We start from the raw sequence: 22,564 nt of genomic DNA on the forward strand, positions 1-22,564 counted from the left end.
CCTGGAAACGGCGGCTGGTTTCCGGTCCCCCCGAAGTACGGATGCGGTCGGCTCCGCATTCATCGGTCCCGCATGCACCCGTACTACACCGAAGACGGCGACGCTCTCAGGCGTCACTCGGTTCCCGGTGATGTGCATGGCGCACAGACTACGCACCGTCAAAACCTCCCGAGGCCCGAACTTCACCTCAAATCAGGCAACTCGCGTCCGATGAATCGGTGATGTGATCCCGTTCACCCGACCCCCTCTTGTCGCATCCGGAAGGCCGTTCTATCGTCGTGATGTATCGAGTCGATACATCAGCACGACACATCGGCCCGACACATCGGGCTGATACATGCGCACCGCGGCGAGAGGAGGCGACGATGAGCCGGCGTTCCGGCATCCTCGAGTTCGCCGTACTCGGCCTGCTCCGCGAATCTCCGATGCACGGGTATGAGCTGCGCAAACGGCTCAACACGTCACTGGGTGTGTTCCGTGCGTTCAGCTACGGGACGCTCTACCCCTGCCTCAAGACGCTGGTCGCCAACGGCTGGTTGATCGAGGAACCGGGGAACGCCCCCGAGGACGCCCTCGCCGCCCCCCTCGCGGGGCGCCGCGCCAAGATCGTCTACCGGTTGACGGCGGAGGGTAAGGAGCACTTCGAGCAGTTGCTCTCGCAGACCGGGCCCGACGCGTACGAGGACGAGACCTTCGCCGCCCGTTTCGCTTTCTTCGGGCAAACCTCACGCGACGTGCGCATGCGCGTGCTGGAAGGCCGCCGCAGCCGGCTGGAAGAGCGTCTGGAGAAGATGAGCGCCTCCCTGGCCCGGACCCGGGAGCGCCTCGACGACTACACGCTCGAGCTCCAGCGCCACGGAATGGAGTCCGTGGAGCGTGAGGTGCGCTGGCTGAACGAGCTCATCGAGAGCGAGCGGGCGGGGCGGGACCTCAAGGGTCCGGCCACCGGGGAGCCCGCCGCGCGTGACACCACATCTGGAGCGTCGGGCGGCCTGCCCCGGCCGGGGGACGACCCCCGGCCGGATACGCCCGACGACACCGCCACGTGAGAGCCCACTCAGGGCCTCACTCGTACACACAGGGAGCAACCGGAATGGGTTCGGTTCGCGTAGCCATCGTCGGTGTGGGCAACTGTGCCGCATCGCTGGTGCAGGGAGTCGAGTACTACAAGGACGCCGACCCGGCGTCCAGGGTGCCGGGCCTGATGCACGTCCAGTTCGGCGACTACCACGTCCGCGACGTCGAGTTCGTCGCCGCGTTCGACGTGGACGCCAAGAAGGTCGGTCTCGACCTGGCGGACGCCATCGGCGCCTCCGAGAACAACACCATCAAGATCTGCGACGTACCCAGCACCGGTGTGACGGTGCAGCGCGGCCACACCCTCGACGGCCTCGGCAAGTACTACCGCGAAACCATCGAGGAGTCCGCCGAGGAGCCGGTCGACGTCGTCCAGGTCCTCAAGGACCAGCAGGTCGACGTCCTCGTCTGCTATCTGCCCGTCGGCTCCGAGGACGCGGCGAAGTTCTACGCGCAGTGCGCCATCGACGCCAAGGTCGCCTTCGTCAACGCCCTTCCGGTCTTCATCGCCGGCACCAAGGAGTGGGCGGACAAGTTCACCGAGGCGGGCGTCCCGATCGTCGGCGACGACATCAAGTCGCAGGTCGGTGCCACCATCACGCACCGTGTGATGGCGAAGCTGTTCGAGGACCGGGGCGTCGTCCTGGACCGCACGATGCAGCTGAACGTCGGCGGCAACATGGACTTCAAGAACATGCTCGAGCGCGACCGCCTCGAGTCGAAGAAGATCTCCAAGACGCAGGCCGTCACCTCCCAGATCCGCGACCGCGAAATGGGCGAGGGCAACGTCCACATCGGCCCGTCCGACTACGTCGCCTGGCTCGACGACCGCAAGTGGGCCTACGTCCGCCTCGAAGGCCGTGCCTTCGGTGACGTCCCGCTGAACCTGGAGTACAAGCTGGAGGTCTGGGACTCGCCGAACTCCGCCGGCGTCATCATCGACGCCCTGCGCGCCGCGAAGATCGCCAAGGACCGCGGCATCGGCGGCCCCATCCTCTCCGCGTCCAGCTACTTCATGAAGTCCCCGCCCGTGCAGTACTTCGACGACGAGGCCCGCGAGAACGTCGAGAAGTTCATCAAGGGTGAGGTCGAGCGCTGAGGCGCCGCAACCAGTCGCTCCTGCCAGGGCTGTGAGGGTCCCCGGGTCGTACGGCCCGGGGACCTTCCCCGTATGTGAGGCTGGGCCCCATGGCCGTCGTCCGTGACCTGCGCGTCCTGTTGCGCTTCCAGGGTTTCCGGCGCCTGCTCGCCGTGCGTCTGCTGTCCCAGGGTGCCGACGGCGTCTACCAGGTCGCGCTCGCCGCGTACGTGGTCTTCTCGCCGGAGAAGCAGACCTCGGCGGCCGCGGTCGCCTCCGCGATGGCGGTGCTGTTGCTCCCGTACTCCCTCGTCGGCCCTTTCGCCGGTGTGCTGCTGGATCGCTGGCGGCGGCGTCAGGTGCTGCTGTTCGGGAGTCTGTTGCGCGCCCTGCTGGCCTGCGCGACGGCCGTGCTGATCCTCAGTCCGGCTCCCGACTGGCTCTTCTACGTCTCGGCTCTGTGCGTCACCGCCGTCAACCGCTTCGTCCTGTCCGGCCTGTCCGCCGCCCTGCCGCGCGTGGTCGACGCCGACCGCCTGGTCATCGCCAACTCCCTCTCACCGACCGCCGGAACGCTGGCCGCGACCGCGGGCGGCGGACTGGCCTTCGTCGTGCGCCTGGTGGTGGCGGACTCCGACGCCGCGGTGGTACTCGTGGGCGCCGGGCTGTATCTGTGTGCGGCCCTGGCGTCGCTGAGCATGGCGCGGGAACTCCTCGGCCCTGACAAGCCCTTGGCGCGCGAGCGGCTCGGGACGGCTCTCACGGCCACCGCTCGCGACCTGGCGGCAGGCGTGCGTCATCTGGCCGCGCCTCAGCGCCGTGAGGCGGCCTGGGCGCTCGCGGCGATGTCGTTGATGAGGTTCTGCTACGGCGCCCTGCTGGTCATGCTGCTGATGCTGTGCCGCTACGCCCTCACCTCGACCACGGACGACGGACTCGCCCTGCTGGGACTGGCCTTGGGCGTCTCCGGCGCCGGGTTCTTCGCGGCGGCCGTGGTGACACCCTGGACCGCGGGGCGGCTCGGGCCGGGTCGCTGGATCGTCGTGTGCGCCGGGTCCGCGGCGCTGCTGGAGCCCGCTCTCGGGCTGCCGTTCGCCACCGCCCCGCTGCTGGCCGCGGCTTTCGTGCTGGGGCTGACCACCCAGGGCGCGAAGATCTCCACGGACACCATCGTCCAGTCCTCCGTCGAGGACGGGTTCCGTGGCCGGATCTTCTCGGTTTACGACGTCCTCTTCAACGTTTCCTTCGTCGGCGCGGCCGCCGTCGCCGCTCTGATGCTGCCGCCGGACGGCCGATCGGTTCCGCTGGTGATCACGATCGCCGTTATCTACGCGGCAGTAGCTGTAGCTCTGGCCCGGTTTGACCGCCAGTAGTGTCACATCAATGACACAGAACCACTTCTGACCACTCCGTTGTCCGTGGGGAAGTACGTGTACACCCAGAGCGGTGACGGCAAGGACTTCCTGCTCTGCCTAAAGAACTACACGAAGTAAGGCAGACAGGAGAGAGGGGCGGTGTTTCACGTGAAACACCGCCCCTCTTTCCTGTCTCCACGGGGTCATGTTTCACGTGAAACATGACCCCGTTTCACAGCCTCATCCCCCCTGACCGGCCCACCACTCCTTGAGAGCGGCCACCGCCGCCTCGTGCTCCATCGGCCCGTGCTCCAGCCGCAGCTCCAGCATGTGCTTGTACGCGCGACCGATGGCCGGACCGGGGCTGATACCGAGAACTTCCATGATCTGGTTGCCGTCGAGGTCCGGGCGGATGGAGTCCAGCTCCTCCTGCTCCTGAAGTTTGGCGATCCGCTCCTCCAGGCCGTCGTAGGCGCGCGACAGGGCCGCCGCCTTGCGCTTGTTGCGCGTGGTGCAGTCCGAGCGGGTCAGCTTGTGCAGACGGTCGAGGAGCGGGCCGGCGTCACGGACGTAACGGCGGACCGCCGAGTCCGTCCACTCACCGGTGCCGTAGCCGTGGAAGCGCAGGTGGAGTTCGACCAGACGTGAGACGTCCTTCACCAGCTCGTTGGAGTACTTCAAGGCCGTCATGCGCTTCTTGGTCATCTTCGCCCCGACCACCTCGTGGTGGTGGAACGAGACCCGGCCGTCCTTCTCGAAGCGGCGCGTACGCGGCTTGCCGATGTCGTGCAGCAGGGCAGCCAGGCGGAGGGTGAGGTCAGGACCGTCCTCCTCCAACGCCATCGCCTGCTCGAGAACGATCAGCGTGTGGTCATAGACGTCCTTGTGGCGGTGGTGCTCATCACGCTCCAGGCGCAGGGCCGGCAGCTCGGGCACCACGCGTTCGGCGAGGCCCGTCTCCACCAGCAACGTCAGGCCCTTACGCGGCCGGCGGGAGAGGATCAGCTTGTTCAGCTCGTCCCGCACCCGCTCGGCCGAGACGATCTCGATACGCCCGGCCATCTCCGTCATCGCGGTGACGACCTCGGGGGCGACCTCGAAGTCGAGCTGGGCCGCGAAACGGGCGGACCTCATCATGCGCAGCGGGTCGTCCGAGAACGACTCCTCCGGAGTGCCGGGCGTGCGCAGCACACGTGCCGCCAGGTCCTCGAGCCCGCCGTGCGGGTCGACGAACTCCTTCTCCGGCAACGCCACCGCCATCGCGTTCACTGTGAAGTCACGGCGGACGAGGTCCTGCTCGATGGAGTCGCCGTACGACACCTCGGGCTTGCGCGAGGTGCGGTCGTAGGCCTCCGAGCGGTACGTGGTCACCTCGATCTGGTAGCCGCCCTTGTGGGCGCCGACCGTGCCGAAGGCGATCCCGACCTCCCAGACGGCGTCCGCCCAAGGACGCACGATCTTGAGGACGTCCTGGGGGCGGGCGTCGGTCGTGAAGTCGAGGTCGTTGCCGAGCCGGCCCAGCAGCGCGTCCCGGACCGAGCCGCCGACCAGGGCGAGTGAGAACCCGGCCTCCTGGAAGCGGCGGGCGAGGTCATCGGCGACAGGAGCGACCCGCAGCAGTTCACTCACCGCGCGATGCTGCACCTGGCTCAGGACACTGGACGTTTCTTCGTTGGCGTTCGGCACAACAGAAGAGGGTACGTGGCCCGGGCCACCGCGACCTCCTCCTATTACGCATGCAGAAGCATGGGACACGTCCGTTATACGCGTACAAGCCCAGCCCTTGAGCTGTAAGGCAGCGCTCCCTTCCATAGGCCACATACCGGACAGCGCGGCGTCGGCCGCGATCTTGTGGAGCGGACCGCGGCACTTCCCCTCAGCGCGCATCGTTACCATGCGTGGACGCACATTCCGACGACCACTGACGACGACGAGGGACGGACGAGCGCGTGGCCGAGGCGGCAGACTTCCAGGGGACCAGTGCCTCACCTGCCCGCCGGTGGCTGCGGCGCACCGGAGCACTGCTCGCCGGCGCGCCCCTGCTGGCCGGACTCCTCCAGTTGCCCGCCGCGACACCGGCGGATGCGGCCGGGCAGGAGTCCCCGCAGGCTGCCTCCAGCGCGGGCTCGGTGTCGGTCGCTGTCGACTCGCTCACCCCCAGCGCCCCCTCCGAGGGGGACACGGTCACCGTGTCGGGCACAGTGACCAACAACGGCAAGCAGACGGTCACCGGCGCCCATGTCGACCTGCACGTGGGGCCCCCGCTCGAGACCCGCTCGGCGATCGACACCCTCGCCAAGAAGAGCGACGACCTCCAGGGGCCCTCCGGAGAAAAGATCGACGGCAAGTACACCGAGAAGTTCTCCTCGCTCACCCCCGGCGTCGCCCAGCCCTTCAGCATCTCCGTGCCGGCCGACAAGCTGGATCTCGGCCGAGACGGCGTCTACCAGCTAGCCGTCGCGCTCTCCGGGGAGACCACGGCGCAGCCCTGGGACCAGGTTCTCGGCATCCAGCGCACGTTCCTGCCGTGGCAGCCGGAGGAAGCGGGCACCAGGACGAAGACCACGTTCCTGTGGCCGCTCATCTCCAACGCCCACATGGCGGCCGAGACGGGGTCGAACGAGCAGCAGACGCCGGTCTTCCGCGACGACGAGCTCGCCAAGGAGATCGCCCCGGGCGGCCGACTCGACCAGATGGTGTCGCTGGGCAAGGGCCTCGATGTCACGTGGGTGGTCGACCCGGACCTGCTGGCGTCCGTCGACGCGATGACGCGGAGCTACCAGGTCCGCGGTGCGGACGGGACCACCACCCCCGGCAGGAACCAGGAGGTCGCCAAGCACTGGCTGGCCGAGCTCCAGCAGGCGGTCGCGGGCGAGGAAGTGGTCGCCCTGCCGTTCGGCGACCCGGACCTGGCCTCCCTCGCCCACAACGGCACGAACGTCACCGGCTCACTGAACCACCTGAAGGAAGCCACCGACGTCATCGACAACACGGTCCCGCCGATCCTCCACATGAAACCGTCCACGGACTTCGTCTGGCCTGTGGACGGCGCCATCGACCCGTCGATCGTGAAGGTCGCCACATCCGCGGGCGCCGACAAGGTGATCGCCCGCAGCGACAGCCTCCAGGACAACCTGTCGTACACACCCTCCGCGGCCCGGCCCATCGGCGGCGGCACCACGGCAGTCGTCGCGGACTCCCGGATGTCCACGGCGTTCCAGGGCGATCTGACCAAGGCTTCCGCCTCCACGCTCGCCGTGCAGCGTTTCCTGGCCCAGAGCCTGACGCTCGGCCTGCAGACGAGTAAGCAGCGCAGCGTCGTCGTCGCCCCGCAGCGCATGCCGTCCGTGAGCCAGGCGCAGACCATGGCCGAGGCTCTGGCGGCCCTCCAGGGCGGAAACTGGTCGGAGTCGCAGGACCTCTCCGCCGCCGCCCAGGCCAAGCCGGACCCCGCGGCCAACACGAAGGTGCCGCCGGCCGACACGTACCCCCGTTCGTTGCGCGACCAGGAGCTGCCACAGGCCGCGTTCGGGCAGATCGCGAAGACGCAGGGCAAGCTCGACAAGTTCAAGGTGATCCTGACCCGCCAGTCCCGGGTCGTGACCCCCTTCGGACGCGCCATGAACCGCGAGATGTCCACGTCGTGGCGCGGCAAGGACGTCGCGGCGCTGGCGTACCGCAACGGCATCGAGTCGTACCTGGACGGGCTCATCGACAGCGTCAAGCTGATCGAGAAGTCGGAGACCAAGCTCTCCGGCCGCAGCGCCGTGATCCCGGTGACCGTGCAGAACAACCTGGTCCAGGGCGTCGAGCACCTCGAGTTGCGGCTCACGTCGCAGAACCCGACGCGCCTCAAGATCGGCGGTGACGCCTACGAGGAGCAGCGCGTCGCCGTCAACGGCGGCCACAGCCAGTCGGTGAAGTTCACCACGTCCGCCAACGCCAACGGCCAGGCGAAGGTCGTCGCGCAGTTGTACACGGAGGACGGCCGGCCGTACGGTGCCGCCGTCACCTTCGACGTGAAGGTCACCGAGGTCACGCCCACGGTCATGCTGGTCATCGGCGGTGGCGTCCTGCTCCTGGTCCTCGCCGGCTTCCGGATGTACACCCAGCGCAAGCGAGCCGCCGCCCGCGAGGCCGCCGATGACGACACCGCCGAGGCGGGCGACGAGGCCGACGGCCCGCAGAGCGAGGCAGACGCAGCGCAGAACCCGGAGGCCTCCGGCGCACGTCTCGAGGAGGAGACCGAGGCCGGCTCCCGGGCGGACGCCCCGGAGCAGCCGAGTGACCCGGCCCCGGACACCGCAGCGGAAGGCGCCGACCCGTCCGGCACGGGTGAGAGAGTGGACCGTTGAGAAGTCGTGGCCGGTGGGCCCGGGACGATGAGGTGGGGTAACCATGAACGCGCCGTACGACGGTGACCGCGGCCGGGCCGCGGGCAGCCCGGGCCACCCCGATGCGGGCGGGCCCGAGGGCTCACCGCCCGAGCACGGCCAGGTGCCGCCGCAACCGCCCGCGGACATCTACCTCCAGGACGCATACAGCCAGGACCCCTACCGGGCACAGGACCTGTCCGCCCAGGACCCGGTCGGCGAGGCACTGTACGACCGCGCCGCGCACCCGCCTCCCGCTCAGGGCGCGTACCAGCCGCAGCAGCAGCTGTACGGCCGGCCGCCGCAGTCGCCGTACGCGCCCGACCCGCAGGTGTGGGCGCAGACGCCCGCACCGGAGCCGGAGGGTCCGACACGGCATCTGCCGTACGGCGACGATCCCCGCACCACCCAGTTCGTGGGCGTGGACGACCTCGTCTCCCAAGCGGGCGAGCCACGCCAGGAGCCGGACGCGTTCGCGCATCTCTTCCGGGACCAGCAGCAGAACAGCGGTCACCCGTCGTACGAGACGCCGTCGGTCCCCGGCCCCTCCGCGGCCCCGGGGCAGATGGCACAGGGCCCGTATGCACCGCACGACCAGTACGCGGCGCAGGGCCAGTACGCGGCACCCGGCCAGACCGCGGCGACACCGCCCCTCGTGGACGAGACGCCGGCGTCCGAGTCCGCCGCCGCGGCCGCCCCGAAGAAGGGCGGCCGCGCCGCGGGTCTGATGAAGTCCAGCGCCGTGATGGCGGCGGGCACGATGGTCTCCCGCCTCACCGGCTTCATCCGCTCCGCGCTGATCGTCTCGGCGCTGGGCGTCGGCCTCCTCGGTGACACCTTCCAGGTCGCCTACCAGCTGCCGACGATGATCTACATCCTCACCGTCGGCGGTGGTCTCAACTCCGTCTTCGTGCCGCAGCTCGTACGCGCCATGAAGGAGGACGACGACGGCGGCGAGGCGTACGCCAACCGCCTGCTCACCCTGGTCATCGTGACGCTCGGCGCGCTCACCGCGCTCTCGGTCCTCGGCGCGCCGCTCCTCATCCGCGTACTGTCCGACCCGGTCGCCAGCGACCCGGCGGCGAACCAGGTCGCCGTCACCTTCGCCCAGTACTTCCTGCCCACGATCTTCTTCATGGGCATCCACGTGGTGATGGGCCAGATCCTCAACGCGCGCGGCAAGTTCGGCGCGATGATGTGGACCCCGGTCCTGAACAACATCGTCATCATCGTGACGCTGGGCATGTTCATCTACGTCTACGGCACCGCCGCCGACTCCGGGATGAAGGCCGCGACCATCCCGCCGGAGGGCCAGCGCCTGCTCGGCATCGGCGTCCTGCTCGGTCTCGTGGTCCAAGCGCTCGCGATGATCCCCTATCTGCGCGAGACCGGCTTCCGGCTGCGGCTGCGCTTCGACTGGAAGGGCCAGGGCCTCGGCAAGGCCGTCACGCTCGCCAAGTGGACGGTCCTGTTCGTCCTCGCCAACCAGGCGGGCGCGATGATCGTCATCCAGCTGTCCACCGCGGCGGGCAAGGCCTCGCCGGTCGACGGCACCGGCTTCTCCGCCTACGCCAACGCCCAGCTGATCTGGGGCCTGCCGCAGGCCATCATCACGGTCTCCCTCATGGCCGCCCTGCTGCCGCGCCTGTCGCGCTCGGCGGCCGAGGGCGACGGAGGCGCCGTCCGCGACGACATCTCCCAGGGCCTGCGCACCACGGCGGTCGCGATCGTGCCGATCGCGTTCGGGTTCCTCTCCCTCGGCATCCCGATGTGCACGCTGATGTTCGGCTCGTCGGGCACCAGCGAGGCCACCAACATGGGCTTCATGCTGATGGCGTTCGGGCTCGGTCTGATCCCGTACTCCGTGCAGTACGTGGTCCTGCGTGCCTTCTACGCCTACGAGGACACCCGAACTCCCTTCTACAACACCGTCATCGTGGCCGCGGTCAACGCGGGCGCCTCGGCGGTCTGCTACTTCGTCATCCCGTCCCGCTGGGCCGTGGTCGGCATGGCCGCCTCGTACGGCCTGGCGTACGCGATCGGTGTCGGTGTCGCCTGGCGCCGGCTGCGCAAGCGGCTCGGCGGGGACCTCGACGGCGCCCGTGTCCTGCGGACTTACGCCCGGCTGTGCATCGCGTCGATCCCGGCCGCCCTGCTCAGCGGCGCGGCCTGCTACGGCATCGGCCACTCGCTCGGCCAGGGGCCCGCGGGCTCGCTCGCCGCAGTCCTGGCCGGTGGCGCCGTACTGCTCGGGGTCTTCTTCGTCGCCGCCCGCCGCATGCGCATCGAGGAACTCAACTCGCTGGTCGGCATGGTCCGCGGACGCCTGGGACGCTGAGTCGGGGGGTAGGCGCACAACCATCGTCGGCCACCGCGTGTCGTGCATAGCGGCGGACTGTGGGCACAATTGGTTTCGGCGTCGGACGGCGCGCAACGGAAGTCGGCCGGTGCGCCATACATGGGGAGGCAGGAACGACGGTGGCGGAACGGAGTACGGCTGCCGTCGACGTGGCAGACAACGGCGACGAGACGTCGCTGACCGCGCAGGCGGACCAGTCCACGGCCGACGGGGTGGCCAAGAACCGGGAGCGGGACACGGACAGCGACGAGGTACAGGAGAGCCCCCGGACCGACGGTGCCGGAACGACCTCGCCGCCCGAACTGCACAGTGGTCACAAGCTCGCCAGACGCTACCGCCTCGAGGAGTGCGTCACCCGTCTGGACGGTTTCAGCAGTTGGCGTGCCGTGGACGAGAAGCTCCGCCGCGCCGTCGGCGTGCACATCCTGCCCGCCGACCACTCGCGGGCCCGCTCCGTCCTGGCGGCCGCCCGCTCCTCCGCCCTCCTGGGCGACCCGCGCTTCGTCCAGGTGCTGGACGCGGTGGAGGAGAATGACGTCGTCTACGTCGTCCACGAGTGGCTTCCCGACGCGACGGAACTGACCACGCTCCTCGCCTCCGGGCCCCTTGAGCCCTACGACGCCTACCAAATGGTCAGCCAGGTCTCCTCCGCCATGGCCGCCGCCCATCGTGAGGGCCTCGCCCATCTGCGGCTGAACCCCAACGCCGTGCTGCGCGCCTCGACCGGCCAGTGGCGCATCCGCGGCCTCGCCGTCAACGCCGCCCTGCGCGGCGTCGCGTCCGACACCCCGCAGCGCACCGACACCGAGGCCATCGGCGCCTTGCTGTACGCGGCGCTCACGCAGCGCTGGCCGTACGAGAGCGACGCCTACGGGCTGTCGGGCCTGCCGAAGGACATCGGTCTGATCGCGCCCGACCAGGTGCGGGCCGGTGTGCACCGCGGCCTGTCCGAGCTGTCCATGCGCGCGCTCGCCAACGACGGTGCCACCGCCTCCCGGCACGAGTCGCCGTGCACCACGCCGGAGGAGCTGGTGAAGGCGATCGGCGAGATGCCCCGCATCCGCCCCCCGGAGCCGGCGTTCACCGCCCCGCCCGAGTACCAGCGCACGACGTATCAGCAGGGCACCTACGGCCGTCAGGGCCCGCGCCCCGGCGTCACCCAGCCGATCACGACCCCGCCGCCCCCGCTCCAGAGCCGCACGGGCAAGGCCCTGAAGTGGGCCGTCTCCGCACTCCTGATCGCCGCGCTGGGCCTCGGCAGCTGGCAGCTGGCGGACGCCCTGATGGACCAGGGCGGCAAGAGCGAGGACCCGGGCCAGACGCAGACGAACGACGGCAACGACAAGAGCCCGAAGAAGCCTGCTTCCGGCAAGCCGATTGCCATCAGCGGTGCGCGTGACTTCGATCCCCTCGGGGATCAGTCAGAGAAGCCGTCAGACATAGGGAAGGTCTACGACAACAGCACGGCCACCTATTGGCAGACGGACTTCTACCTGAGCGCTGACTTCGGCCGCTTGAAGTCGGGCGTCGGCATCATCCTCGACCTCGGTAAGACCCAACAGGTCGGGAAGGTGACCGTCACGTTCGTGGGTGACACCTCGGTCGAGCTCCGCAGCGCGAGCTCGAACGCGGGCTCGGAGCCGACGTCCCTTGACGCCTACTCCAAGGTCGCCGAAGGATCGGGGACGACCGTCCAGCTCAAACCCGGCAAGTCACTCAAGAGCCGGTACCTCCTGGTGTGGCTGACGAAGCTGCCCTTGCAGCCGGACGACGGCAAGTGGCGCGGCAGAGTTGCGGACATCAAGGTGACCAGCTGACGGCATCTGCCTCGAGGAAGGAGGCCGATGGCAGACGGCACCGGACATGACGGAGTGAGCGATCAGGATCTGCTCGCCCGGCATGTCGAAGGCGACCCCGACGCCTTCGGTGAGATCGTGCGGCGGCATCGCGACCGGCTCTGGGCCGTCGCCCTGCGGACGCTGGGCGACCGCGAGGAGGCCGCTGACGCCGTGCAGGACGCCCTCGTGTCCGCCTACCGGGCCGCCCACACCTTCCGAGGCCAGTCGGCCGTCACAACGTGGCTGCACAGGATCACGGTGAACGCCTGCCTGGACCGCGCCCGCAAGGCCGCCTCCCGGAAGACCTCTCCCGTCGACGACACCGAACGCCTGGAGCAGCTGCTGGAGCCGCACGAGTCGGCCTCGGCCCCCGCCGAGCGCAACGATCTCCACCGGCAGCTCATCGAAGTTCTGGGAACACTGCCGGCCGACCAGCGTGCCGCGCTCGTCCTGGTGGACATGCAGGGCTACCCGGTCGCAGAGGCGGCCCGCATCCTCGACGTGCCGACCGGCACGGTGAAGAGCAGATGTGCGCGCGGAAGGGCCAGACTCCTGCCGCTGCTCACCCATCTCCGGCCGGACAGCAGCAGTGAGGGCAAGAACCCGGGCGGAGAACGGAACCGGACGCGGGGGACGGCCGTCCCACCCGCAGCGGGGCCGCACCGAGCGAAATCCCCGGACACGGGACCGAGCGACCCAGCGGCAGTGAAGGGCGGAGGTGGACGAGCGTGACATCGACGACAGACATGGCCGGGCATCCGGACGTAGCGGAGATCTCCGACCTCGCCGAGGGCCTCCTCCCACCGTCCCGGACCACCGACCTACGCCGGCACCTGGACGAGTGCGAGCTCTGCGGGGACGTATACGCCTCCCTGGAGGAAATCCGTGGGCTGCTCGGCACGCTGCCAGGTCCCCAGCGCATGCCCCTCGATGTCGCGGGCCGCATCGATGCCGCTCTCGCCGCCGAGGCTCTGCTGAATGCCACCGGTCCGGAGTCCACGGAAGGTCCGGAGCCGACGAGTGCTCCCCGTTCCCCGTCCGAGGACGACAGCGGTGCGCATGTTTCACGTGAAACACCGACGCCCACCGACCGGCCGGCCGGCCGCCCCCGCTCTTCCACCACCGGCCCGGGCCGCAAGGGCCGCACGCGCAGCGGACGCCGCAGGATCGCCGTCCTCGGGACCGTCTTCACGGTGGCCGCCCTGGGGCTGGGCTCCGTCCTGCTGTCGTCGCTCGGTGACAACAAGCCGCCCCACGACACGGCGGGCGAACGGCAGACCACCGCCGCGGACACCTTCTCCGAGGGGAAGCTGCGGAAGCAGGTCACCGATCTCCTGGCCGAGAACAAGACCGAAGGAGGCGGCGGCTCCCGCACCCCCCTGGGCGCGGCGACCGCCCCCGGCACCAACCAGCCCAAGGTCGCCAGGGAAGCCGTGGTGCCCACCTGCGTCCGCGACGGCATCGGGCGCGACGACGCGGCCCTGGCCACCGAGAACGGCACGTATCAGGGGAAGAAGGCCATGCTCGTGCTGCTTCCCGACGCGTCCGACGCCACCCGGGTCACCGCCTACATCGTCGACGCGACCTGTGTGGATCACTCGGCGTCCCATACCGCCGGCGAAGTGCTTCTGAAGCGCACCTACCCGTCAGCCTGAGCAAACGCTTCGTCTCGCCCTACGGAGTCACCACCCGGTGCCGCATCTCCGTGTGCCCGGACACAGCGGGAATGCGCGCCCCTTAGGATCCGTTGGGTGGGGTGAGAGTTCTCCTGAAGAAGCTCCCACCGGTCGAACGACGCAGTCCAGAGACGAGGAATCAAGCCGTGAGCGACGTCCGTAACGTGATCATCATCGGCTCCGGGCCCGCCGGCTACACGGCGGCGCTCTACACCGCGCGCGCGTCGCTGAAGCCGCTGGTGTTCGAGGGCGCCGTCACCGCGGGTGGTGCGCTCATGAACACCACCGACGTCGAGAACTTCCCGGGCTTCCAGGACGGCATCATGGGCCCCGAGCTCATGGACAACATGCGCGCCCAGTCGGAGCGCTTCGGAGCCGAGCTCGTCCCGGACGACATCGTGGCCGTCGACCTGAGCGGTGAGATCAAGACCGTCACGGACACGGCCGGCACCGTGCACCGGGCCAAGGCCGTCATCGTCGCCACCGGCTCGCAGCACCGCAAGCTCGGACTGCCGAACGAGGACGCTCTCTCCGGCCGTGGCGTGTCCTGGTGTGCCACCTGTGACGGCTTCTTCTTCAAGGACCAGGACATCGCCGTGATCGGTGGCGGCGACACCGCGATGGAGGAGGCCACCTTCCTCTCCCGGTTCGCCAAGTCCGTGACCATCGTCCACCGCCGTGACACGCTGCGTGCCTCCAAGGCCATGCAGGAGCGTGCCTTCGCCGACCCGAAGATCTCGTTCGTGTGGGACAGCGAGGTCGCCGAGATCCAGGGCGACCCGAAGCTCTCCGGCCTGAAGCTGCGCAACCTCAAGACCGGTGAGCTCTCGGACCTGCCCGTGACCGGACTGTTCATCGCCATCGGTCACGACCCGCGTACCGAGCTCTTCAAGGGTCAGCTCGACCTGGACGAAGAGGGGTACCTGAAGGTGGACGCGCCATCTACGCGCACGAACCTGACCGGTGTCTTCGGCGCCGGCGACGTGGTCGACCACACCTACCGTCAGGCGATCACCGCGGCCGGCACCGGCTGCTCCGCAGCTCTCGACGCCGAGCGCTACCTCGCTGCCCTGGCGGACGAGGAGCAGCCCGAGCCCGAGAAGACCTCTGTCTGACCCTCCCTACCCGCCCCACGCACCAAACAGTTAAGGAGCCCGCCGTGGCCGGCACCCTGAAGAATGTGACCGACGACTCCTTCGAGCAGGACGTTCTCAAGAGCGACAAGCCTGTTCTGGTGGACTTCTGGGCCGCCTGGTGCGGTCCGTGCCGCCAGATCGCGCCGTCCCTCGAGGCGATCGCCTCCGAGTACGGCGACAAGATCGAGATCGTCAAGCTGAACATCGACGAAAACCCGGGTACGGCCGCCAAGTACGGCGTCATGTCCATCCCGACCCTGAACGTCTACCAGGGTGGCGAGGTCGCCAAGACCATCGTGGGCGCGAAGCCGAAGGCCGCGATCGTTCGCGACCTCGAGGAGTTCATCGCCGAGTGAACCGGCGGGACCGTCGCATCGACGGTGCATGTTTCACGTGAAACACGAATGGGCCAACCCGGAAGGGTTGGCCCATTCGTTTGACCGCTCTACAGGGGTCGCAGCGCCGGCTCCTTCTGCACGGCTCCCAGGAGGCGGTCCAGCGCCATCTCGACGTCTTCCTTCCAGGAGAGCGTCGTCCTGAGTTCCAGCCTCAGCCGGGGATGGGTGGGGTGCTGTCGAACCGTCTTAAAGCCAACCGCCAGTAGGTGGTCGGCGGGCAGCACACAGGCAGGTTCCTTCCAGCGCGCGTCCCCGAAGGCCTCGATCGCCTTGAACCCGCGCCTCAGCAGATCCTTGGCCACCGTTTGAACCATCACCCGGCCGAGCCCCTGCCCCTGGTAGCCGGGCACGATGAACGCGGTCATCAACTGCACCGCGTCAGGCGAGACCGGGCTCGTGGGAAATGCCGTGGAGCGGGGGACATAGGCCGGGGGAGCGTAGAGCACGAAGCCCACCGGCACGTCGTCGACGTACACGACCCGCCCACAGGATCCCCAGTCCAGCAGGACCGCTGAGATCCAGGCTTCCTTCTCGGACGGGGACGTGCCCGCCTTCAGCGCGGCCTCACCGCTGACTGGGTCGAGTTCCCAGAAGACACACGAGCGACAACGCTTGGGAAGGTCCTGGAGGTTGTCCAGCGTGAGCGGTACGAGCCGGCGGCCCATGAAGGCTGATCCTCGCTTCCTTCGCCCGCCGCCGCGTCGCGGGCGGCTGTCAGAGCGCTCCGTTCCTTGAGGAGACTGCCGATGAACCCACCGACTGCCCCCAGCCCCAAACCGGCGCTCACCAGTCCGGTGCGGCTCATGGTTCGCATGGCCCCTGCCTCCCTCTCAGAGGTGTGCCGAGTGGTTGCGCCGTACCCGAACGCATCGTATCCACGATGCGATTCCATCGATACCGCCAAAAAGGAAAGAGCGAGCCACCTTCCGGCACACACCGGACACGGCCCGCTCTCTCACAGACACAGCAGCAGAGGCGCCGTGCCGGAGGCTCAGGAGTCGCTCTCCTCGGAGTCGCCCTCCAGAAGACTCTTCTGCAGGACCGGCCCCTCGCCAGGAGCGAGTGAACCGAGGATCCGCTCAAGATCCTCCATCGAGGCGAACTCGACGGTGATCTTTCCCTTCTTCTGCCCCAGGTCGACCTTCACTCGCGTCTCGAAACGGTCCGAGAGCCGCGTAGCGAGGTCGGACAGCGCGGGAGAGACCCGGGCACCTGCACGCGGTCCCTTGGGCTTCTGAGCCTTCTGAGGCCGCGACCCCATCAGGGTCACGATCTCCTCGACGGCCCGCACCGAGAGCCCCTCAGCGACGATGCGGTGGGCCAGCCGGTCCTGCTCTTCCGAGTCCTCGACGGAGAGCAGTGCCCGCGCGTGACCGGCGGAGAGCACCCCGGCGGCGACCCGGCGCTGCACGGCCGGCGAGAGCTTCAGCAGCCGCAGGGTGTTGGAGACCTGCGGGCGGGATCGGCCGATGCGGTCCGCCAGCTGGTCATGGGTGCAGTTGAAGTCCCTCAGCAACTGGTCGTAGGCCGCTGCCTCTTCCAGCGGGTTCAGCTGGGCACGGTGCAGGTTCTCCAGCAGGGCGTCCAGGAGGAGCTTCTCGTCCTCCGTGGCCCGCACGATCGCCGGGATCGCCTCCAGCCCCGCCTCGCGGCAGGCCCGCCAGCGACGCTCGCCCATGATGAGCTCGTAGCGGGCGGGACCCACCTGCCGTACGACGACCGGCTGGAGGAGCCCCACTTCCTTGATGGAGGTGATGAGCTCGGACAGCGCGTCCTCGTCGAAGACCTCACGGGGCTGCCGCGGGTTCGGCGTGATGGAGTCGAGGGGGATCTCGGCGAAATGCGCACCGATAGGCGCCGCAGGTGCGGCGGGAGCACTCGGCCGCGTCGGCTCCTCTGTTTCACGTGAAACAGTCGGCAGAGTGGCCACCTTCGCCGCGGCCACCCCACGATCGTTCGGCAGCGCAGGCACTGCCGCAGGGGATGTGGAAGCAGCACCCCCTGCCGCGGCCTGGGCCACCGACTTCTCTGTCGGCGCAGCAGGGATCAGTGCGCCGAGACCACGACCCAGCCCCCTCCGTCGCTCGCTCACTGAATGCCCTCCACCATGCTCGGATCGTTCTGCTGTGCGCCGATGTGGGCGTGCGTCGCGTCATAACTGATGCCGACGCCCTTCAGCGCGATCTCTCGTGCCGCCTCAAGATAGGAGAGGGCACCGCTCGATCCAGGATCGTAAGTCAGTACCGTCTGCCCGTAACTCGGCGCCTCGGAGATACGGACGGAGCGGGGAATGCTCGTCCGCAGGACCTCGTCGCCGAAGTGGGTGCGCACCTCGTCCGCGACCTGGGACGCGAGGCGCGTCCGGCCGTCGTACATGGTGAGCAGGATGGTCGACACATGCAGGTCGGGGTTGAGGTGCCCCCGTACCAGGTCGACGTTGCGCAGCAACTGCCCGAGGCCCTCCAGCGCGTAGTACTCGCACTGGATCGGGATCAGAACTTCCTGGCCCGCTACGAGCGCATTGACCGTCAGGAGGCCGAGGGAGGGCGGGCAGTCGATGAGGATGTAGTCCAACGGCTGCTCATACGCCTGGATCGCACGCTGAAGTCTGCTCTCCCGCGCCACCAGGGACACCAGCTCGATCTCCGCACCGGCAAGATCGATCGTGGCGGGAGCGCAGAAGAGTCCCTCGACATCAGGGACCGGCTGGACGACCTCGGAGAGCGGCTTGCTCTCCACCAACACGTCGTAGATGGACGGAACTTCGGCGTGATGGTCGATGCCCAGCGCGGTGGACGCATTGCCCTGTGGGTCGAGGTCGACCACCAGGACCCGGCCGCCGTGCAGCGCCAGCGATGCGGCAAGGTTGACGGTCGTCGTCGTCTTGCCCACACCGCCCTTCTGGTTGGCGACCACGATGATTCGGGTCTGCTCGGGCCGTGGCAGGCCCTCACCGGCACGACCCAGAGCCTCCACCGCCAGCTGGGCGGCACGACCGATGGGCGTGTCGTCCATCGGAGGCGGTGTTTCACGTGAAACATCCGCCCCCATCGACTCGGTACGGGGGCCGGGGACCGGATCGGTCATCGGTCCCGCGATGTTGGCGTCGGACCGCAAGGATTCACTCTCCTCGACTTCAGGCTCGCAATGAACAGAGCCTCCCATGTCTTCGGGGTCGTGAACCAGTGAGGCCTGGCGTTCTGTGGAGAAATCCACCTCTGTGGATACCTCAGGTCCCTCATCGAGTGAACCGAGAGGCTTCCGGTCGCGGGGTTCGGCCGCAGCGCGGCCACGACTGATGATGCCGTGCAGCAGTGAGCGACGTTTCACGTGAAACACGATGCACAGCAGCCGTGGCCGAACTGTCGCGACACTCCGGCATGCATAGGTTTGGCAGCTTGTGTGGAGTACGTCTCGTCCTCAGGACGGATCAGTGCCGACGGATCCGTTCCGACGAATCAGTGCCGACGGATCGATTCCGACGGATCGATGCCGACGGATCGATTCCGACGGATCAGTGCCGTCGGAACTAATCAGCTCAACGCCGTCGACGCGTCCGCCCCGTGCGAGCCGCCTTGGCACGCTTCGCGGCGAAGCGCACACCGCCCGGGCTCTCCCCGACCTCGACCCGTACGACGGTGGACATCGGGTCCACCACGCCCTCACCCACATGCAGGATGGAGGTCTCCACCGCACCCAGCTTGCTCAGCGCCGCCGAGGCGCTCTTGAGCTCCTCCTCGGCGGCGTCGCCCTTGAGCGCGAGCATCTCGCCGTACGGCCGCAGCAGCGGAATGCCCCAGGTGGCGAGCCGGTCGAGCGGCGCGACAGCCCGGGCCGTCACCACATGAACGGGCTGGATCTTCCCCATGACCTCCTCGGCCCGCCCACGCACCACGGTCACATGATCGAGGCCGAGCAGCTCGACGACCTCGGTGAGGAAGTTGGTGCGCCGCAGCAGCGGCTCCAGCAGCGTGATCTTCAGGTCGGTGCGGACCAGCGCCAGCGGAATGCCGGGAAGACCGGCGCCCGAGCCGACATCGCACACCGTCACGCCGTCGGGCACGACTTCCGAGAGCACCGCGCAGTTCAGCAGATGCCGCTCCCACAAGCGGGGCACTTCACGCGGGCCGATGAGACCGCGCTGCACGCCCGCCTCAGCGAGCAGCTCGGCATACCGCACCGCATCCGCGAAGCGGTCACCGAACACCTCGCGCGCCTGCTCGGGCGCGGGGGGAAGCTCCGCTGCCTCCGTCACGGGGGACCGTCCTTCCGTACCGCGTCAGCGCACCCGGCGCCGACACCAGAACCACCAGAACTATCAGGCTGACAAAGTTCGGCCCCGCCTGCGCTACAGACGGGGCCGGGAACGTAGGGGCCGATCAGGCGGGCAGCACGACGACGAAGCGCTGCGGCTCCTCGCCCTCGGACTCGCTGCGCAGCCCCGCGGCCTTGACCGCGTCGTGCACGACCTTGCGCTCGAAGGGCGTCATCGGCTGCAGCTTCACGGCCTCACCGCTGCTCTTGGCCTCCGCGGCGGCCTTGGCGCCCAGCTCGGACAGCTCGGAGCGCTTCTGTGCCCGGTATCCCGCGATGTCGAGCATCAGACGGCTGCGGTCACCGGTCTCCCGGTGCACGGCCAGACGGGTGAGCTCCTGGAGCGCCTCCAGCACCTCGCCGTCACGGCCGACCAGCTTCTGCAGATCACGGCCGCCCGTGTCGCTGATGATCGAGACGGAGGCGCGGTCCGCCTCGACGTCCATGTCGATATCGCCATCGAGGTCGGCGATGTCGAGCAGACCCTCCAGGTAGTCCGCCGCGATCTCGCCTTCCTGCTCCAGGCGAGTCAGGGTGTCTGCACCCTCGGCAGCGGCGGAGGTGGTGCCTTCCGTCACGGGATGGACTCCTTCTTACTTCTTGGACGGGGACTTGGGCCGCTGCGGACCCTTGCGCTGTCCGGACTGGGCCTTGCTGCGGGTGCCGCCGGCGGGCTTCGCGCCGCCCTTCTTGGCAGCGGTGGCGGGCTTGGCGTCCTCGGGCTCGTCGGACTTGGTCAGCGACGTCTTCGGCTCGTTCTCACCGGCAGCCTTCGCGCCGCCGACGCCACCGTGCTGACGCTGCGACTTGCTCTGCCGCTTGGGCTGCTGACGCTTCGGGGCACCGCTGGCGGTGGTCGGCGCACCGTCCTCGGCCTGGGCCACGGCCGCGGTGTCGCTCTTGATCACGGTGCCGTCGGCCTGCGCGGCGAGACCGGCCTTGCTCAGGCCGTTGATGAACTTGCGCTCGAACTCGTTGCGGTCGCGGCCCTTGGCGACGATCGCCTTGACGATGGCCCGGTCGCGACGCTTGCCGACCTTGTCGTGCTGAGTGACGTGCTTGGTCAGCCGCTCCAGGTACTCGGCCTGGGCCTTGGAACCCGGGGTCGGGTTGTTGCGGATGACGTACATCTGCTGGCCCATGGTCCACACGTTGGTGGTCAGCCAGTAGACGAGGACACCGACCGGGAAGTTGATGCCGAAGACGGCGAACATGACCGGGAAGACGTACATCAGCATCTTCTGCTGCTGCATGAACGGGGTCTTCACCGTGGTGTCGACGTTCTTCGTCATCAGCTGGCGCTGGGTGAAGAACTGCGACGCCGACATCAGGACGATCATGACGGCGGTGACCACGCGGACGTCGGTGAGGGAGGCGCCGAGCGCTTCCACCTTCGACGAGCTGTCGGTGAACTTCACCGCGAGCGGGGCACCGACGATGTGCGCCTTCTGCGCGCTCTCCAGAAGACTGGTGTTGATCACGCCGATGGTGTCGTTCGACGCGATGCTGTTGAGCACGTGGTACAGGGCGAAGAAGAACGGGGACTGCGCCAGGATGGGAAGGCACGAGGAGAGCGGGTTGGTGCCCGTCTCCTTGTACAGCTTCATCATCTCTTCGGACTGACGCTGCTTGTCGTTCTTGTAGCGCTCCTGGATCTTCTTCATCTCGGGCTGGAGCGTCTGCATCGCCCGGGTCGCCTTGATCTGCTTCACGAACAGCGGGATCAGGCAGATACGGATGAGGATCACCAGGGACACGATCGACAGGCCCCAGGCCCAGCCGGTGTCAGGGCCGAAGAGGGCGCCGTACACCGAGTGGAACTGGACGATGACCCAGGAGACGGGTGTGGTGATAAAGCTGAAGAGGCTGGCAATCGTGTCCACTAATCATGCTCCTTGGGCATGGGACGGTGTCTCTGCGGCCTGGCTCGAAGGACTCGACGGACTTGTGGGAGAAGTCTGTCCCTCGGTGGCCGGTCCGGCGGCGGAGGGCCCGCCCTTGCGTGCACGCCACGCGTGACGCAGCGTTTCGTGCCACCGCGGGCGCTTGCGCGGCGGGACATGGTCCACACCTCCCAGCGACCACGGATTGCACCGCAGGATGCGCCAGGCCGTGAGTGCCGTTCCCTTGATGGCACCATGCCGGTCGATGGCCGTGAAGCCGTAGTGGGAGCACGACGGGTAGTACTTGCAGACCGGCCCGAGCAGCGGACTGATCGTCCACTGGTAGAGCTTGATCAGAGCCAGCAGCGGGTACTTCATCGCGCGCCCCCTCCCAGCAACCGCTGGAGAGCGGCATCCAGGTCTCGGGCCAGCTGTGCATGGTCGGCGTCGCCCGATCCGGGCAGCGCTCGTACGACTACCAGGCTACCGGGGGGCAGCTGGGCGACTCGCTCGCGCATCAGGTGGCGAAGCCTGCGCTTCACTTTGTTGCGCACGACCGCGCCACCCACTGCTTTGCTCACGACGAAACCCGCACGCGTCGGGGGAGCGCTCTCCCCAGGCGCGTGCGGGTCCGTGGAACCGCTACGTAGGTGGACGACGAGGAGCGGGCGTCCGGCCCGGCGCCCTCGTCGTACCGCGGTCGCGAAGTCCTCGCGCCGCCTCAGCCGATGCTCGGTAGGCAGCACGACGTCATGACCTGATCAGGATCAGGCGGACAGGCTGGCGCGACCCTTGCTGCGGCGGTTCGCGAGAATCGCGCGACCGGCACGGGTACGCATCCGCAGGCGGAAGCCGTGGGTCTTCGCGCGGCGACGGTTGTTCGGCTGGAAGGTGCGCTTGCTCACTCGGGGGCTCCAGAAGAAATCGGTAGTTGCGGGGTGCCGTCCTGGCTGTCACCGTGCGCCCACGAGTAGCTCGCAGTTACGCCCGAGTGCACCGCTGACCGATCACCCAAATGATCTGTGCCCATCGGAGGCAGGCGGCAGCAGCCATCGACAACTCGACCTGGTTACGGTA

Annotated in this window: 20 protein-coding genes; 10 read left to right on the forward strand and 10 right to left on the reverse strand. The window is 68.4% G+C overall.

The window, feature by feature from the left end; translation table 11 throughout:
* Nucleotides 1-365 precede the first annotated feature (365 nt).
* From ACIRDU_RS12780 to ACIRDU_RS12790, 3 genes are all read left to right on the forward strand, one after another.
* Complete coding sequence (locus ACIRDU_RS12780; RefSeq protein ID WP_403577838.1) at nucleotides 366-1,049, forward strand: PadR family transcriptional regulator; 684 nt, start codon at nucleotides 366-368, stop codon at nucleotides 1,047-1,049.
* A gap of 44 nt (nucleotides 1,050-1,093) precedes the next feature.
* Entirely contained in the window at nucleotides 1,094-2,176 is a 1,083-nt protein-coding gene (locus ACIRDU_RS12785; RefSeq protein ID WP_403577841.1) for an inositol-3-phosphate synthase, read from the forward strand.
* A gap of 89 nt (nucleotides 2,177-2,265) precedes the next feature.
* Entirely contained in the window at nucleotides 2,266-3,528 is a 1,263-nt protein-coding gene (locus ACIRDU_RS12790; RefSeq protein ID WP_403577843.1) for an MFS transporter, read from the forward strand.
* 222 nt (nucleotides 3,529-3,750) lie between these two features.
* On the opposite strand, the gene ACIRDU_RS12795 is transcribed toward ACIRDU_RS12790, so the two are convergent.
* Complete coding sequence (locus ACIRDU_RS12795; protein ID WP_403577846.1) at nucleotides 3,751-5,196, reverse strand: CCA tRNA nucleotidyltransferase; 1,446 nt, start codon at nucleotides 5,194-5,196, stop codon at nucleotides 3,751-3,753.
* A gap of 263 nt (nucleotides 5,197-5,459) precedes the next feature.
* On the opposite strand from ACIRDU_RS12795, the gene ACIRDU_RS12800 reads away from it, so the two are divergent.
* From ACIRDU_RS12800 to trxA, 7 genes are all read left to right on the forward strand, one after another.
* Nucleotides 5,460-7,865 carry a DUF6049 family protein gene (locus ACIRDU_RS12800; RefSeq protein ID WP_403577849.1) on the forward strand — a complete coding sequence of 802 codons (2,406 nt, stop codon included), beginning with the start codon at nucleotides 5,460-5,462 and terminating at the stop codon, nucleotides 7,863-7,865.
* 43 nt (nucleotides 7,866-7,908) lie between these two features.
* Nucleotides 7,909-10,221 (forward strand): murein biosynthesis integral membrane protein MurJ, encoded by a 2,313-nt coding sequence (gene murJ / locus ACIRDU_RS12805; protein WP_403577852.1) that lies wholly within the window; start codon nucleotides 7,909-7,911, stop codon nucleotides 10,219-10,221.
* A 140-nt stretch (nucleotides 10,222-10,361) separates the two neighbouring features.
* Nucleotides 10,362-12,059, forward strand: a complete 1,698-nt coding sequence (locus tag ACIRDU_RS12810) for a protein kinase family protein (RefSeq protein WP_403577854.1) — start codon at nucleotides 10,362-10,364, stop codon at nucleotides 12,057-12,059.
* Nucleotides 12,060-12,086: 27 nt separating this feature from the next.
* Entirely contained in the window at nucleotides 12,087-12,812 is a 726-nt protein-coding gene (gene sigM / locus ACIRDU_RS12815; RefSeq protein WP_403577857.1) for an RNA polymerase sigma factor SigM, read from the forward strand.
* Nucleotides 12,809-13,735: an anti-sigma factor family protein gene (locus tag ACIRDU_RS12820; RefSeq protein WP_403577860.1), complete on the forward strand. Its 927-nt coding sequence runs from the start codon at nucleotides 12,809-12,811 to the stop codon at nucleotides 13,733-13,735. The genes sigM and ACIRDU_RS12820 overlap by 4 nt, the downstream gene beginning before the upstream one ends.
* Before the next feature lie 167 nt (nucleotides 13,736-13,902).
* Nucleotides 13,903-14,871 carry a thioredoxin-disulfide reductase gene (trxB, locus tag ACIRDU_RS12825; RefSeq protein WP_403577863.1) on the forward strand — a complete coding sequence of 323 codons (969 nt, stop codon included), beginning with the start codon at nucleotides 13,903-13,905 and terminating at the stop codon, nucleotides 14,869-14,871.
* 44 nt (nucleotides 14,872-14,915) lie between these two features.
* A complete protein-coding gene (gene trxA, locus ACIRDU_RS12830; RefSeq protein ID WP_030847066.1) occupies nucleotides 14,916-15,248 on the forward strand; it encodes a thioredoxin in 333 nt (110 codons plus the stop codon).
* Nucleotides 15,249-15,337: 89 nt separating this feature from the next.
* On the opposite strand, the gene ACIRDU_RS12835 is transcribed toward trxA, so the two are convergent.
* From ACIRDU_RS12835 to rpmH, 9 genes are all read right to left on the reverse strand, one after another.
* Nucleotides 15,338-15,955, reverse strand: coding sequence for a GNAT family N-acetyltransferase (locus ACIRDU_RS12835; protein WP_403577866.1), 618 nt, complete (start codon nucleotides 15,953-15,955; stop codon nucleotides 15,338-15,340).
* Nucleotides 15,956-16,281: 326 nt separating this feature from the next.
* Nucleotides 16,282-17,382: a ParB/RepB/Spo0J family partition protein gene (locus tag ACIRDU_RS12840; RefSeq protein ID WP_403577869.1), complete on the reverse strand. Its 1,101-nt coding sequence runs from the start codon at nucleotides 17,380-17,382 to the stop codon at nucleotides 16,282-16,284.
* On the reverse strand, nucleotides 17,379-18,455 hold the full coding sequence (locus ACIRDU_RS12845) for a ParA family protein (protein ID WP_403578982.1): 1,077 nt from the start codon (nucleotides 18,453-18,455) through the stop codon (nucleotides 17,379-17,381). The genes ACIRDU_RS12840 and ACIRDU_RS12845 overlap by 4 nt, the downstream gene beginning before the upstream one ends.
* 373 nt (nucleotides 18,456-18,828) lie before the next feature.
* Entirely contained in the window at nucleotides 18,829-19,545 is a 717-nt protein-coding gene (rsmG, locus tag ACIRDU_RS12850) for a 16S rRNA (guanine(527)-N(7))-methyltransferase RsmG (protein WP_403577872.1), read from the reverse strand.
* Between the two features lie 124 nt (nucleotides 19,546-19,669).
* Entirely contained in the window at nucleotides 19,670-20,182 is a 513-nt protein-coding gene (locus tag ACIRDU_RS12855) for a R3H domain-containing nucleic acid-binding protein (RefSeq protein WP_031137666.1), read from the reverse strand.
* A 15-nt stretch (nucleotides 20,183-20,197) separates the two neighbouring features.
* Nucleotides 20,198-21,487: a membrane protein insertase YidC gene (gene yidC / locus ACIRDU_RS12860; RefSeq protein WP_403577875.1), complete on the reverse strand. Its 1,290-nt coding sequence runs from the start codon at nucleotides 21,485-21,487 to the stop codon at nucleotides 20,198-20,200.
* A 3-nt stretch (nucleotides 21,488-21,490) separates the two neighbouring features.
* Complete coding sequence (gene yidD / locus ACIRDU_RS12865; RefSeq protein ID WP_403577878.1) at nucleotides 21,491-21,865, reverse strand: membrane protein insertion efficiency factor YidD; 375 nt, start codon at nucleotides 21,863-21,865, stop codon at nucleotides 21,491-21,493.
* Nucleotides 21,862-22,233 carry a ribonuclease P protein component gene (gene rnpA / locus ACIRDU_RS12870; protein ID WP_078615240.1) on the reverse strand — a complete coding sequence of 124 codons (372 nt, stop codon included), beginning with the start codon at nucleotides 22,231-22,233 and terminating at the stop codon, nucleotides 21,862-21,864. The genes yidD and rnpA overlap by 4 nt, the downstream gene beginning before the upstream one ends.
* Nucleotides 22,234-22,254: 21 nt before the next feature.
* Nucleotides 22,255-22,392, reverse strand: coding sequence for a 50S ribosomal protein L34 (gene rpmH, locus ACIRDU_RS12875; protein WP_005482975.1), 138 nt, complete (start codon nucleotides 22,390-22,392; stop codon nucleotides 22,255-22,257).
* Nucleotides 22,393-22,564 lie beyond the last annotated feature (172 nt).

It is taken from the genome of Streptomyces sp. NPDC093598, assembly GCF_044764825.1.
Taxonomy (GTDB): Bacteria; Actinomycetota; Actinomycetes; order Streptomycetales; family Streptomycetaceae; genus Streptomyces.